Source organism: Stutzerimonas stutzeri, from assembly GCF_000219605.1.
Classification (GTDB): Bacteria; Pseudomonadota; Gammaproteobacteria; order Pseudomonadales; family Pseudomonadaceae; genus Stutzerimonas; species Stutzerimonas stutzeri.
Map to the genome: position 1 here is coordinate 3,937,124 of NC_015740.1, position 14,649 is coordinate 3,951,772.

At 67.2% G+C, this 14,649-nt stretch carries 12 protein-coding genes; all 12 read left to right on the forward strand.

Features of this window, described 5'->3' with window-relative positions; all coding sequences use genetic code 11:
• Positions 1-12 precede the first annotated feature (12 nt).
• The 12 genes from PSTAB_RS18150 to dxs all read left to right on the forward strand — a co-directional run bounded on the left by PSTAB_RS18150 (position 13) and on the right by dxs (position 14,518).
• Positions 13-948 (forward strand): ABC transporter substrate-binding protein, encoded by a 936-nt coding sequence (locus tag PSTAB_RS18150; RefSeq protein WP_013984109.1) that lies wholly within the window; start codon positions 13-15, stop codon positions 946-948.
• Positions 942-3,332: a putative bifunctional diguanylate cyclase/phosphodiesterase gene (locus PSTAB_RS18155; RefSeq protein WP_013984110.1), complete on the forward strand. Its 2,391-nt coding sequence runs from the start codon at positions 942-944 to the stop codon at positions 3,330-3,332. Before PSTAB_RS18150 ends, PSTAB_RS18155 begins: the two co-directional genes overlap by 7 nt.
• 86 nt (positions 3,333-3,418) lie before the next feature.
• Positions 3,419-3,916, forward strand: a complete 498-nt coding sequence (locus PSTAB_RS18160) for an RNA polymerase sigma factor (RefSeq protein ID WP_013984111.1) — start codon at positions 3,419-3,421, stop codon at positions 3,914-3,916.
• A gap of 197 nt (positions 3,917-4,113) precedes the next feature.
• Complete coding sequence (locus tag PSTAB_RS18165) at positions 4,114-5,640, forward strand: pyridoxal phosphate-dependent decarboxylase family protein (protein ID WP_013984113.1); 1,527 nt, start codon at positions 4,114-4,116, stop codon at positions 5,638-5,640.
• Entirely contained in the window at positions 5,637-6,956 is a 1,320-nt protein-coding gene (locus PSTAB_RS18170; protein WP_013984114.1) for a lysine N(6)-hydroxylase/L-ornithine N(5)-oxygenase family protein, read from the forward strand. Before PSTAB_RS18165 ends, PSTAB_RS18170 begins: the two co-directional genes overlap by 4 nt.
• Positions 6,953-8,107, forward strand: coding sequence for an MFS transporter (locus tag PSTAB_RS18175; protein WP_013984115.1), 1,155 nt, complete (start codon positions 6,953-6,955; stop codon positions 8,105-8,107). The genes PSTAB_RS18170 and PSTAB_RS18175 overlap by 4 nt, the downstream gene beginning before the upstream one ends.
• Entirely contained in the window at positions 8,104-8,691 is a 588-nt protein-coding gene (locus PSTAB_RS18180) for a GNAT family N-acetyltransferase (protein ID WP_013984116.1), read from the forward strand. The genes PSTAB_RS18175 and PSTAB_RS18180 overlap by 4 nt, the downstream gene beginning before the upstream one ends.
• The gene (locus tag PSTAB_RS18185) at positions 8,688-10,496 is read left to right on the forward strand and encodes an IucA/IucC family protein (protein ID WP_013984117.1); all 1,809 of its coding nucleotides are present in this window, start codon (positions 8,688-8,690) and stop codon (positions 10,494-10,496) included. Before PSTAB_RS18180 ends, PSTAB_RS18185 begins: the two co-directional genes overlap by 4 nt.
• A complete protein-coding gene (locus PSTAB_RS18190) occupies positions 10,480-11,241 on the forward strand; it encodes a siderophore ferric iron reductase (RefSeq protein WP_013984118.1) in 762 nt (253 codons plus the stop codon). The genes PSTAB_RS18185 and PSTAB_RS18190 overlap by 17 nt, the downstream gene beginning before the upstream one ends.
• A 141-nt stretch (positions 11,242-11,382) precedes the next feature.
• Entirely contained in the window at positions 11,383-11,625 is a 243-nt protein-coding gene (locus PSTAB_RS18195) for an exodeoxyribonuclease VII small subunit (RefSeq protein WP_003283056.1), read from the forward strand.
• The gene (locus tag PSTAB_RS18200; protein WP_011914720.1) at positions 11,625-12,512 is read left to right on the forward strand and encodes a polyprenyl synthetase family protein; all 888 of its coding nucleotides are present in this window, start codon (positions 11,625-11,627) and stop codon (positions 12,510-12,512) included. The genes PSTAB_RS18195 and PSTAB_RS18200 overlap by 1 nt, the downstream gene beginning before the upstream one ends.
• Positions 12,513-12,619: 107 nt before the next feature.
• Positions 12,620-14,518, forward strand: coding sequence for a 1-deoxy-D-xylulose-5-phosphate synthase (gene dxs, locus PSTAB_RS18205; protein WP_013984120.1), 1,899 nt, complete (start codon positions 12,620-12,622; stop codon positions 14,516-14,518).
• Positions 14,519-14,649: the final 131 nt, after the last annotated feature.

The window sequence follows — 14,649 nt, forward strand, 5'->3', positions numbered from 1 at the left end:
CGGAGTGATCGCATGGTTCGGGGCTCAATCCTCTTGCTGTTGTTTGTCGCCTTGCTCGGCTGCCAGCCCGAATCGGATTCGATCCGTATCGGCAGCAACCGCTGGCTTGGCTATGCGCCGATCTATCTGGCGGACGATCTGGGCTGGACTGCCCCCAGTGGCATCCGCCTGGTGGAATACCCGAACACCACAGGTGTGCTGCGCGGCTTTCGCAACGGCATGCTGGACGCCGCCATGCTCACCCTCGACGAAACGCTGCTGCTGCAGGACAGCGCGGCGGAGCTCGACCTGGAGATCATTCTGGTCACCAACGTCTCAGCTGGCGCCGATGCGCTGTTCGCCCGCGCGCCGCTGACCAGCCTCAAGGACCTGTCCGGCCAGCGCATCGGCGTCGAAAACACTGCGCTGGGCGCCTACTTCCTGTCCCGCGTGCTGGATCAGGCCGGGCTGCGGATCGACGATCTGCAGGTGGTCAGCCTGCCGGTGCATGAGCAGGCCGCCGCCTTCGCCGCCGGCGATGTCGACGCTGTCATCACCTTTGCTTCGGAGGCTCCGGCGCTGGAAAGCAAGGGCGCCCGGCGCATCTTCGACAGCCGCCGGCTGCCGGGCGAGATCGTCGACGTACTGGTGGTCGACCGGCAACGCGTCACCCGCGAGCAGCGTCGGCGCCTCCGGGCCCTCTGGTTCGATGCGCTGCGCACCTGGCAGGACAATCGCGGCGAAACCGATCCGCGCCTGCATGCGCGCCTGGGCCTGACGCCGATGGCACTGCAGGTCACCCTCGACGGCTTGTTGATGGGTGATCGCGCCGTCAACCGTGAGTGGTTCGACGAGGGCCAGTTGCAGCAGAGCATCGGCCAGCTCAGCCAATATCTGCGCGAACGCCGGCTGCTCAACGGTTCGAATCCGGTCAATCTGATCGCTCGCTGCGAGGGCCCAATATGCTGACAAGGTTGTCGCTGCGTCGATCACTGCCCCTGCTGCTGGGCATCTTCGGTCTGCTGTTCACGGTCATGCTGACCGCCTGGCACCTGCCGACCCGTATCGAGGAAACCCTCGCCGGCTGGCGCAATCACACCTCGCAGCATCTTGCCCTGCTGCAGAGCAGCCTGAGCGATCATCGCCGCCTCGGCCGCAACGCCGAGCTGGAAACCGAGCTTGCCGATCTGGCCAGCCTGGAAGGTGTGCGCTGGGCGATGGTGATCGACCGCAGCCTACAGGTGATCGCCACGACCCAGCTGGGTCTGTCCCCCGAGCGCCTGACGCTGATCGATGCCAGCGAACTCGCCAAACAGGTGAACGGCGGCCGCGCGGGCTGGTTCGGCGAAGGCTCCAGGCAGTTGGCGATCTACCCGCTGGACCGCGTCGCCCAGGACGGCACGCCGCTGCGCGAAGCGCTGCTGGTGGAGTACGACTTCGCGCCGATGCTGGCGCAGACCAAGCGCGAGGCCTGGTTCTACCTGGCGCAGACGCTGACGCTGTTGCTGCTGCTCGGATTGATCCTCAACCGCCTCTATGGCCGCCTGCTGACGCGCCGCCTGGCCCGCATCGACCAGGCCGCACGCCAGTTCGCCATCGATCAGCAACCGCAGAACCTGTCGGTCGGCGGCCGCGACGAGATCGGCCGGCTGGCCAGAACCCTCAATCGGATGATGAACCAGCTGCACGAGCGCCAGCTGGCGCTCAGCGAAAGCGAGCAGCTGTTCCGCGACCTGGTGGACACCGCGCCGATCGGCATGCTGGTGGTCGACCGCGAGCTGCGCGTGCTGCAGGCCAACCCTGCGGCGGCAGCGCTGTTCGGCTGTACCCCGGCGGAGCTGTTGGGCAACCTGCCGAGTGATCGCCTGCTGGAAAGCGACGCCACCACCCGCCTGCTGAGCACCCCGGCGAACACGCCGCTGGAGCTGACCGGTCGCCGTCATGATCGGGAGGTGCCGCTGGAGATCAGCTGCACGCCATTCCAGCGCTACGGCGTTCGCCATTTCCTCGTGCTGCTGCGCGACATCAGCGACCGCCTGCGCGCCGAACAGCGTCTGCGCTTTCTTGCCCACTTCGATCCGCTGACGCAGCTGGCCAATCGCAACTACCTGGTGCAGCGCCTCGAACAGTTGCTCGCGGCGCGCCTGCCGCTGACGCTGCTCTACCTCGACCTGGACCACTTCAAGCGCATCAACGACAGCCTCGGCCACGAGATCGGCGACAAGCTGCTGGTGCAGATCGGCGACCGCCTGGGCCGGCTGATGCCCGAGCATGCGCTCCTGTCGCGCAGCGGTGGCGACGAATTCATGCTGCTGCTCGACGGCAGCGACCACGCCCGCGCCGAGCAGCTGGCCCAGTGCATCATCGAAGGCTTCCAGCCGCCGGTGCGCATCGGCCAGTACGAGTGCTACGTCAGCCCGAGCATCGGCGTTGCCATCAGCGACGGTCGGCACAGTGCCAGCGACCTGCTCAAGCAGGTGGACCTCGCCCTGTATGCGGCCAAGGATGCCGGCCGCAACTGCACGGTGTTCTACAACGAAGCGCTCAGCGATGCCGCCGCCGGCCGCCGCGCCCTCGAGCAGGCTCTGCGCCGGGCGCTGGACCGGGACGAGTTCGTGCTGCATTACCAGGCCCAGGTCAATGCCCAGGGCGAGCCCGAAGTCATGGAGGCGCTGCTGCGCTGGAATTCGCCGGAGCGCGGACTGGTACCGCCCGGAGAGTTCATCCCGGTGCTGGAAGAGAGCGGCATGATCATCGAGGCGACCCGCTGGGTGGTCCGAGAGGCCTGCCGCCAGGCCTGCCGCTGGCACGCCATGGGCCATCCGCTACGCATCGCGATCAACCTGTCGCCGCTGGACTTCCGCCAGGCCGATCTGGCGGGCAGCCTGCTGGCGATCCTCGCCGAAGAGGGTGCGTCGCCCGACATGCTGGAGCTGGAGATCACCGAAAGCGCGCTGCTGGAGGCCGACGAACATGTGCAGCAGACCCTCGGCCGTCTCAAGGCCGCCGGTTTGCCACTGCTGCTCGATGACTTCGGCACCGGCTATGCCTCGCTGACGTACCTGCAGCGCTTCCGCTTCGACGGTATCAAGATCGACCGTGAATTCGTCAGCGGGCTGCCGGACAGCGAGCAATCGGTAGCCCTGGTGCGGGGCATCCTCACCATGGCCAGCCACCTTGGGCTGCATGTGGTGGCCGAAGGGGTGGAGAACGAGCGTCAGGCGGCCTTCCTGCGCCTCAACGGCTGCCCAAGCCTGCAAGGCTTCCACTATGCGCGACCGCAGCCGGCAGCGCAGTGCCGTCTGCAGCTGAATGGCCGGCCGGTCAATCTGCAGCTGCCGCTGGACGGCTGATCGGCATCGATAGCGGCAAAGCGCATGCAATTGCGAAGCGTTCGCATCTGAGTTAGGTTCGTGCCCCCTCCCGGTGGCACGCACCCATGCGCAACAACAACAAGATTCCCGATGCCTGTCTGCAATGCTATGTCCATCACCGCCAACGGCTGGTAGCCCATCTGACCCGCCTCGGCGGCTGCCGAGCACTGGCCGAGGACCTGGCCCAGGATGCCTGGCTGAAACTGGCGCAGGTCATGCCCGAGCAGAGCCTCGCCAACCCCAAGGCCTATCTCTTTCGCATCGCCACCAATCTCTTGCGCGATGCCCTGCGCCATCGCGCGCTTGTCGGTGCTGGCGACGAGGCACCGTTGGAACTGATCGAGGCCGTGCAGGCCGACCCCTGCGGGCTGGTGGAACACCAGTGTGCGCTGCGATGCGTCCTGCGCCAGCTCGACGACTTGCCGCCACGCTGTCGCCAGGTGTTCGAACTGGCGCGGCTGGAAGGGCTCAGCCAGGCGGAGATCGCCGAGCGTCTGGGCATTTCGGTGAACACCGTGATCGCTCAGCTGGCCAAGGCGCGCCAGCGGCTGGAGCGCCCGTAATTTTTTTTCTTCGACCCCGTAATGGTTTTTCCGCGCTGATTCGTCTTGCCTGTGCCCTTGCGCAATTGAGAGTAATTCTCGATTAAACGGCATCCTCGCAGATGCTTTCGTGCGGCCACGCCGCCAGACAAGAAACCACCGACGCCGCGAAAACGGCCCGCTCCGGGTCGCGGCCGCGCTCGGCCCGAGGAATGTGCATGACCCCGTCCAGTACCGTAGTGCCCTTCGCCCCCGGCCCCGTCAGCAACGGGCTCTTCACCCGCAGCAATCACGATGACTACCGCCAGCTCCTGCAGCAGGGGCTGAACTTGGTGCAGCAGTGTCTGCAGCGCCAGCAGCAGCCGTTCAGCGGCATCCTTCCGCAGGAGCTGGCCGCCGACTTCGAACGCGTCGATCTCGAGCGCCCGCTGGGCGACGCCGGCGCCGCGCTGCGCGAGCTGGATCAGCTCTATCTGCGCGACGCGGTGTATTTCCACCATCCGCGCTACGTCGCCCATCTCAACTGCCCGGTGGTGCTGCCGGCGCTGCTCGCCGAAGTGCTGGTGTCATCGCTCAATTCCTCGCTGGACACCTGGGACCAGAGCGCCGGCGGGACGCTGATCGAACAACGCCTGATCGACTGGACCTGTGCGCGCATCGGCCTCGGCAGCCAGGCCGACGGCGTGTTCACCAGCGGCGGCACCCAGTCCAACCTGATGGGCCTGCTGCTGGCGCGCGAGCACGTCTGCAATCGCTTGCCCGGTCACGGCGGCAACCTGCGTCATGGCCTTCCGGCCGAAGCGGCCGGGCTGCGCATCTTCGCCTCCCGTGCCAGCCACTTCAGCGTGCAGAAATCCGCGGCGCTGCTGGGCCTGGGTTACGACGCCGTGCGCTGTATCGAAACCGACCGCACCCAGTGCATGAGCGTGCCCGCGCTGGCCCAGGCGCTGGCCGATTGTCAGCGCCTGGGCGAGCTGCCCATGGCCGTGGTCGCCACCGCCGGCACCACCGACTTCGGCAGCATCGACCCGCTGCCGGAAATCGCCGCGCTGTGCCAACACTATGGCGTCTGGCTACACGTGGACGCGGCCTATGGCGGCGGCCTGCTGGTTGCGCCACGCTACCGCCACTGGTTGGCCGGCATCGAGCATGCCGACTCGGTCACCGTGGACTACCACAAGTCGTTCTTCCAGCCGGTCAGCTGCAGCGGCTTCTTTGTTCGCCAGCGTCAGCACCTGAGCTACATCACTCACCACGCCGACTACCTCAACCCGCGCAGCCAGACCCGCGAGGGCACGCCGAACCTGGTCAACAAGAGCATCCAGACCACCCGCCGCTTCGACGCGCTGAAGCTCTGGCTGACCCTGCGCATCCTCGGTGCCGAGCATCTCGGCGCGATGTTCGAGGAAGTCATCGACCGCGCCGCCGACACCCATCGCCTGCTCGCCGACGACCCGGCCTTCGAGGTCTTCGCCCCCCGCCTGAGCACGCTGGTGTTCCGCTTCGTCGCCGCAGGCGTGGCGGACGAGCGCCTGGACGAGATCAACCGCGAGATCCGCAAGGCCATCTTCCGCTCCGGCGCGGCGGTCATTGCCGCCACCGTGGTCAAGGGTCGGCAGTACCTCAAGTTCACCCTGCTCAACCCGGAAACCACGCTGGACGACCTGCGCGCCATCGTCGAGCTGATTCGTGACCACGGCGCCCGCCTGCTCGACGACCGTCAACCAGTAGGAGATCGCTCATGAACAAGATCTACGACTTCATAGGCATCGGCATCGGCCCGTTCAACCTTGGCCTGGCCTGCCTGGCAGAGCCCATCGACGGACTCGACTGCCTGTTCCTCGACCGCGCCGAGGGCTTCAACTGGCATCCCGGCATGATGCTCGACAGCGCCACCCTGCAGACGCCGTTCATGGCCGATCTGGTGACCCTGGCCGACCCCACCAGCCGTTTCAGCTTTCTCAACTACGCCAAGCAGATCGGGCGGCTGTACGCCTTCTACATCAAGGAAGACTTCTTCCTGATGCGCCGCGAATACAACCAGTACTGCCAGTGGGTGGTGGAGCAGCTCGACAGCCTGCGCTTCGGGCATTTCGTCCAGCACGTCGACTACCTCGACGAGCGTCGCTGCTACCGCGTGCGCGGGGTGCATGCGCGCAGCGGCGAGGGTTTCGAGTTCCTCACCCGCCGCCTGGTACTCGGCACCGGCACCACACCTTATCTGCCGAGCTGCTGCGAAGGCCTGGCCGAGCACGTCAGCCACAGCGGCAACTACCTGCAGGACAAGCCACGCCTGCAGGGCAAGCGCTCGATCACCGTGGTCGGCAGCGGCCAGAGCGCGGCGGAGATCTACTACGACCTGCTGCAGGACATCGACCGCCACGACTATCAGCTGAACTGGATCACCCGCGCGCCGCGCTTCTTCCCGCTGGAATACACCAAGCTGACGCTGGAAATGACCAGCCCCGAGTACATCGACTACTTCCACAGTCTGCCGCGCAGCACCCGGGAAAAGCTCATCGACAGCCAGAAGGGCCTGTACAAGGGCATCAACGGTACGCTGATCAATGCCATCTACGACGAGCTGTACAACCAGAGCCTCAAGGGCGAGGTGCCGACCCAGCTGCTGACCAACGCCGAGCTGCGCCGCTGCCAGCGCCTGGCCGACGGCACGCTGGAGCTGGAGTTCTTCCAGCACGAACTGCAGCAGAGCTACCGGCACCGCTGCGAGGCGCTGGTGATGGCCAGCGGGTATCAGTACCGCCTGCCACGCTTCATCCAGCCGATCGCCGAACGCATCGTCTGGCAGGCGCCGGAGCGCTTCGCCGTGGCGCGCAACTACAGCATCGACCGCAACGGCGGCGAGGTCTTCGTGCAGAACGCCGGGCTTGCCGATCACGGCCTGGTGACGCCGGATCTCGGCATGGGCTGCTACCGCAACGCCTGCATCCTGCGCGAGATCTGCGGGCGCGAGCACTACGCGGTGGAGACGAAGATCGCCTTCCAGCAGTTCAGCCTGCCGCAGCCGCTCACACCCCAGGGCGCGGTGGCGGCGCGATGACGCTGCGGCGCGCACTGATCGGCATGACGCTGCTGGCCGTGCTCGGCGACAGCCTGCTGATGCCGTTCTACCCGCAATACTTCGCCGAGCGTTTCGGCGAGTTGCGCAGCGAGCAGGTCGGGCTGTACCTGGCCGCGGTGTGCCTGGTGGCGATGCTCGCACTGCCCGTGTGGGTGCGCCTTGCACGCCATGCTCACCCGCTGCGGCTGCTGATCGTCGGTCAGCTGGTAGCCGGCGTGCTGGCACTGGCCTGCGCGGCCATCGACCGGCAGTGGCTGTTCTGGCCGGTGTCGCTGGGGATGATCGCCTTCAAGGCCAGCTACCTGCTGATGTATCCCTACGTCATGGGCCTGGTAGGCACCGACCAGCAGGTACGCACCATCGGCCTGCTTTCGGTGGTGGTGCACCTGGGCGCAATTGCCGGCGCGACGCTGGGCGGCGGCGTGCTGCACTACCTCAGTCCGGCGCGGATGTTCGTGCTGATGGGGCTGATGGACTTCGTGCAGATGGCCGTCAGCCTGCTGCTGTTGCGCCATGCGCCGCAGCCGGCGCGGGTCGATGCGAGCACGCCACCGAGGCCGCGGGAGGAACACCTGGCGATCATCCGCCTGTGCCTGCTGATGCTGGCTTTCTACTTCTGCGTCTACCTGGCGCGGCCGTTCTTCACGCTGTACTGGGAACAGCTCGGCGGACCACAGGCCAGCTGGATCACCGGCCTGGTCTATGCCATTCCCGGCATGCTGGCACTGCTCGCCCTCGCCCTGCACTACCACGCCGGGCAGCACCTGACCGCCTGGCTGCTGCTCGGCGCCGCCGGGCTGGCGTTGCAGGGTGTCGAGCAGATGCCGCTGGTGCTGGCCGGGCGCGTGCTGTTCGGCTGGGCGCTGTACCAGCTCACCGTGGCGCTGGATGCGCGACTGTTCGCCCTCAGCCGGCCGGAGCACTACGGCCGCGACTACAGCCTGATCAACATCTTCCAGAACCTCGGCGTACTCACCGCCTCCTGGCTGGCCGGCGTGGTGGTACGTGATGCCGGCCTCGCCGCGCCGTTCCTGCTCTCGGCACTAGGCCTCGTTCTCACCGCATGCACCCTGCGCTGGCTGCTGGTTTCGGCACCGGTCGGGGCGCCTCTCTGTGGAGCCAAACCATGAACACCGCTCTTTCCCGCGCGGACGGTCCGCGCTTCGTTCGCTACTGCGCCCTTGGCGCGATGCACTTCGAAACCCTGCAACCCGAGCACCTGCCGCTGCTGCAGGACTGGCTGCGCCGCGACTACGCGCGCTTCTGGGGCATGGGCCACATGAGTCTGACGCAGCTGGCCGACTACGTTGACGAGATCCAGCGCAGCAGTCACCGCGACATCGCCCTCGGCCTGTGGAACGGCGAGCCGGCCTTCCTGTTCGAGGGCTACCACCCTGCCCACGACCGGCTCGCCGACCACTATCAAGTGCGCCCCGGCGACCGCGGCATGCACCTGCTGCTCGCCCCCTGCGAGCGTCCGGTGCACGGCTTCAGCCTGGAGGTGATGCGCAGCATTCTCGCCTATCAGTTCGCCGACCCTTTCGCCCGCCGCATCGTCGTCGAGCCCGACGCCCGCAACACCAAGGTGCATGCGCTCAACCGCCGGGTCGGCTTCGTCTACCAGTGCCTGCTGCATCTGCCGGAGAAGGACGCCTGCCTGGCGTTCTGCACCCGTGCGCAGTTCCTCGCCACCCTTCAGGAGAACCCGCAATGAATCAGCTCGTACGCCTGCCGACCGCTACCAGCGACCTGGCCACCGACCATCTGCAAGCCGAACTCTGGGCCCGCGCCAATCGCCTGTTGCTGAAAAAGGCGCTGGCCGAGTTCAGCCACGAGAAGCTGCTCAGCCCCGAGCCGCTGGGTGACAGCCACTACCGCGTCGCCGTGCCGGACAGCTCGACCGAGTACCGCTTCAGGGCGCGGCGGCTGGCGCTGGATCACTGGTCGATCGCCACCGACTCCATCGAAAAGCTCAGCGACGGGGAACCACAGCCGCTGGATGCCCTTGCGTTCATCATCGAATTCAGCGACGCCCTCGGCCTTTCCGAAGCCAACCTTCCGCTCTACCTGGACGAGATCAGCAGCACCCTGTTCGGCAGCGCCTACAAGCTCGCCAACACCTCGCTGAGCGCGGCCCAGCTGGCCCTTGCGGACTTCCAGCAGATCGAGACCGGCATGCGCGAAGGTCATCCGGGGTTCGTCGCCAACAACGGGCGGATGGGGTTCGATGCCCAGGATTACCGCGCCTACGCGCCGGAAGCCGCCAGCCCGGTGCGTCTGGTCTGGCTCGCCGTGCACCGCAGCCGCGCCAGCTACAGCGCCATCGACGGGCTCGACCAGGCGACCCTGCTGCGCGAGGAACTGGGTGGCCAGCTCGGCGTGTTCCACAACCAGCTGCAGGCGCTGCAGCTCGACCCGGACGACTATCTGCTGATGCCGGCGCATCCCTGGCAGTGGCACAACATCCTGGCCATCGGCTTCGCCGCGGAGATCGCCAACCGGCAGATCGTCTATCTCGGCCTGAGCAACGATCGTTACCTGGCGCAGCAGTCGATCCGCACCTTTTTCAACCAGAGCGAGCCGCAGCGGCGCTACGTGAAGACCGCCCTGTCGATCCTCAACATGGGCTTCATGCGCGGGCTGTCGCCCTATTACATGCAGGCGACCCCGGCGATCAACGCCTACCTCGCCGGCCGCGTGGCGCGCGACCCGCTGCTGCGCGACTGCGGCTTCCAGCTGCTGCGCGAGGTGGCGGCGATCGGCTATCGCAACCCTTACTACGAGCAGGCGCTGCCGGCCAGCAGCCCCTACCGCAAGATGCTCTCGGCGCTCTGGCGCGAGAGCCCGCTGGGCCACATCGAACCCGGCCAGCGGCTGATGACCATGGCCGCGCTGCTGCACAGCGACGGCGACGAGCGCGCCCTGCTGCCGACGCTGATCAGCGCGTCCGGACTCACTGCCGACCGCTGGCTGCGGCAGTACCTCAATGCCTACCTGAAGCCGCTGCTGCACTGCTTCTATGCCCATGACCTGGTCTTCATGCCCCATGGCGAAAACCTGATCCTGGTGCTGGAAGACCATGTGCCGGTCCGCGTGCTGATGAAGGACATCGGTGAGGAAGCGGTGATCCTCGATGCCGAGGCGAAGATTCCCGAGGCGGTCGGCCGTCTAGCCGTCTCGGTGCCGGACGAGCTCAAGGTGCTGTCGATCTTCACCGACGTGTTCGACGGCTTCTTCCGCTACCTGGCGCAGATTCTCGACGAACAGGGCGGCCTGCCGGAGCAGCGCTTCTGGCAGCAGGTCGCCGACTGCATCGCCGACTATCAGGCCAGCCAGCCGCAGCTGCGCGACAAGTTCGCCCGTTACGAACTGTTCGCCGAGGAATTCGCCCGCTCCTGCCTGAACCGCCTGCAGCTGGGCAACAACCGACAGATGCTCGACCTCGCCGATCCGGCCGGAGCGCTGAAATTCGCGGGCACCCTGAAGAACCCCGTGGCGCGCTATGCACCGGAGCGCTGAAGCGCGCTGGCCGGCCACGGGTGCGCTGGGCAGCCTGCTGCTGCGCCTGCGTCGCGTGCTGCCGGGCCTCGATGGCCGGGTCGGCGCACCCCGCGCCGACGAGCTGACGCTGGAGCATCCGCAGTCTGTGGCCAGGCTGCTGGCGCACTGGCGGGCGGCCTGTCCGGAAGCGGGCCGCCACTACTGGGCGGCGCGCTGCTGGACGCTGCTGGTCTGGCAGCCCATCTACCTGCAGGTGCTCGCGGTGCGCCTGGCCGGCCAGGCCCCGTGCCTGGACGGACTGGCGCAGGGCGTCGAACAGGGCTTCGTCGCCGGGTTCTGCCTGCCCGATCACCAGCCACTGCAGGGCGAGCCCCAGCGCCTGCTGCGCCATGCCGGCGCCCAGATCCGTGGCTTCTGTGAACAGGCCCAGGCCGTCAGCGGGCCGCTGCTCGGGCTGCACCCCAAGCTGGCGCAGCGGCTGGCAGCCGACTGCGTCATGGCCGCACTGCTGCATAGCCAGCGCCTCGACGGTTGCGGCAACCTGCAACTGTGCCGGGCGGCTGACGTCTGGCTGGCGGCTTGCGCCATGTCCGGCGCCAGCGGCCTGCTCGCGGTACCGCTGGCCGAAGGCGGTACGCGCCTGGGCCTGCAGCGCAAGGCGTGCTGCCAGCACTTTCGCCGCGCCGATGGCGAACTCTGCGACAGCTGCCCGAAGCTGCCGCTCGCCGAACGGGAAAGGCGACTGCGCGAGCAGGCCCACTGAGCGGCGGCGCGGGTTGGAGGGCACTCCGCCGGCCTACGCAGGTTGATACACATCACGCGGGCAAACCTTGTGGCTGCCACCGGCGTTTCTTTGCTAATGTCGCGCCCGTTTCCGACTCGCCGCCGACGACAGGTTCCCGCCATGGCCCGCAAGAAAGCTGCACTCGATTTCGAACAATCCCTTGCCGAGCTGCAACAGCTGGTGGAGCGCCTGGAGAGCGGCGAGCTGTCGCTGGAAGACTCGCTGACCTGCTTCGAACAGGGCATCGGCCTGACCCGCGACTGCCAGGCGGCGCTGAGCCAGGCCGAGCAGAAGGTGCAGATCCTGCTGGAACGCGACGGCAGCCTGCAGGAAGCCCCCTTCGAGTCGGACCCCGAAGCATGATGATCGGCGACTACCAGAAAGGCTGTCAGCAGCGCGTCGACGGCTGCCTCGAAGCCCTCTTCGTCCCGCCGCTGCCGCAGCTCGAGCGGCTCTACCAGGCCATGCGCTACAGCGTGATGAACGGTGGCAAGCGCGTCCGCCCGCTGCTGGTCTACGCCGCCTGCGAAGCACTGAATGGTGACAAGGCCAGCGCCGACGGCGCCGCCTGCGCGGTCGAGCTGATCCATGCCTATTCGCTGGTGCACGACGATCTGCCGGCCATGGACGACGACGACCTGCGTCGCGGCCAGCCAACCACCCATAAGGCTTTCGACGAGGCCTGCGCCATCCTTGCCGGCGACGGCCTGCAAAGCCTGGCCTTCGAGGCCATGGCTCAGGAACGCCACAACCCGCAGGATGCCGCCCTGCGCCTGCGCATGTTCGCCGTGCTGGCGCGCGCCGCCGGGCCTGCGGGGATGGTCGGCGGCCAGGCCATCGACCTCGGCTCGGTGGGCCTCAAGCTCGATCGCGATGCCCTCGAGCTGATGCACCGGCACAAGACCGGGGCGCTGATCGAGGCCAGCGTGCAACTCGGCGCCCTCGCCAGTGGCCGTGCCGATGCCGACAACCTCGCCTCGCTGAGCCAGTATGCACGCGCCATCGGCCTGGCCTTCCAGGTCCAGGACGATATCCTCGACGTGGAAAGCGACACCGCCACGCTCGGCAAGCACCAGGGCGCCGACATCGCCCGGGACAAACCGACCTACCCGGCCCTGCTCGGCATGGACGCGGCCAAGGCCTACGCCCTGGAACTGCGCGACCAGGCATTGCACGCCCTGCGGCCTTTCGACTTCGCCGCCGAGCCGCTACGGGAACTGGCGCGCTACATCGTCGAACGGCGCAATTGACCTTTCGCCGAAATCGCAGTCAAACCCCTACCGGACCCGGGGCCGTTCTTATCGAGGGGCCCATCGGGTAAACTGCCGCTCTTTTTTCAACGACAACGATCCGCCTGATGCCCAAGACGTTCCATGAGATTCCTCGGGTGCGCCCCGCGACGCCCGTTCTTGACCGAGCGGCGACCCCCGAGCAGCTGCGCCGACTGGGCGAGGCGGAACTCGAAGAGCTTGCCAACGAACTGCGCCAGGAGCTGCTGTACAGCGTCGGCCGCACCGGCGGGCACTTCGGCGCCGGCCTCGGCGTGATCGAACTGACCATCGCCCTGCACTACGTCTACGACACACCGGACGACCGGCTGGTCTGGGACGTGGGCCACCAGGCCTATCCGCACAAGATCCTCACCGGCCGCCGCGAGCGCATGGGCACCCTGCGCCAGAAGGACGGCCTGGCCGCCTTTCCGCGCCGGGTCGAGAGCGAGTACGACACCTTCGGCGTCGGTCATTCCAGCACCTCGATCAGCGCCGCCCTGGGCATGGCAGTCGCCGCGCGTCTGAAAGGCGAACAGCGCAAGTCCATCGCGGTGATCGGTGACGGTGCGCTGACCGCCGGCATGGCCTTCGAGGCGCTCAACCACGCCCCGGAAGTCGGCGCCAACATGCTGGTGGTGCTCAACGACAACGACATGTCGATCTCGCGCAACGTCGGCGGCCTGTCCAACTACCTGGCCAAGATCCTCTCCAGCCGCACCTATTCGAGCATGCGCGAAGGCAGCAAGAAGATCCTCTCGCGCCTGCCAGGCGCCTGGGAAATCGCCCGCCGCACCGAGGAATACGCCAAGGGCATGCTGGTGCCCGGCACCCTGTTCGAGGAACTGGGCTGGAACTACATCGGCCCCATCGACGGCCACGACCTGCCGACCCTGATCGCCACCCTGCGCAACATGCGCGACCTCGACGGCCCGCAGTTCCTCCATGTGGTGACGAAGAAGGGCAAGGGCTTCGCCCCGGCCGAGGCCGACCCCATCACCTGGCATGCAATCAGCAAACTGGAGCCAGTCGGCGCGCCGCCAGCGCCGAAGAAGCCCACGGGGCCGAAATACTCCAACGTCTTCGGCCAGTGGCTATGCGACATGGCCGCCGCCGACCCGCGCCTGACCGGCATCACCCCGGCGATGAAGGAAGGCTCCGACCTGGTGGCGTTCAGCGAACGCTATCCGGACCGCTACTTCGACGTCGCCATCGCCGAGCAGCACGCGGTCACCCTGGCTGCCGGCATGGCCTGCGAAGGCCTGAAGCCGGTGGTGGCGATCTACTCCACCTTCCTCCAGCGCGCCTACGATCAGCTGATCCATGACGTCGCGGTGCAGAACCTCGATGTGCTGTTTGCCATCGACCGCGCCGGCCTGGTCGGCGAAGACGGTCCGACCCATGCCGGCAGCTTCGACCTGTCCTACCTGCGCTGCATCCCCGGCATGCTGGTGATGACCCCAAGCGACGAGAACGAGATGCGCCGCATGCTCACCACCGGCTACCACTTCGAAGGCCCGGCCGCGGTGCGCTACCCGCGCGGCAGCGGCCCCAACGCCAGCATCGAGCCGGCCCTGGAACCGCTGGAAATCGGCAAGGCAGTGGTGCGCCGTCAGGGCAGCAAGGTGGCGCTGCTGGTGTTCGGCGTACAGCTGCCCGAGGCGCTGCAGGTCGGCGAGGCGCTGGACGCCACGGTGGTCGACATGCGTTTCGTCAAACCGCTGGACGAAGCCCTGCTGCGCGAACTGGCGGGCAGCCACGAGCTGCTGGTGACGGTCGAGGAGAACAGCGTCATGGGCGGTGCCGGCAGTGCGGTGGCCGAGTTCCTCGCTGCCGAAGGCGTGCTGCGACCGATCCTGCACCTGGGCCTGCCGGACTACTACGTCGAGCACGCCAAGCCCAGCGAAATGCTCGCCGAATGCGGCCTGGATGCAGCCGGCATCGAAGCGGCGGTGCGCAAGCGCCTGGCAGCACTCGGCAAAGCCTGACGTCGTTTCGCTGGTTGGGTGGAGCGTCACCACCCTGCGATCACAGCGCCTCTGGGTTGGAGGCGCAGGGTGGAAAACTGCGCAGCATTTTCCACGGCGTGGCTTCGCTGCGGTGGATGGGTGGAGCATCC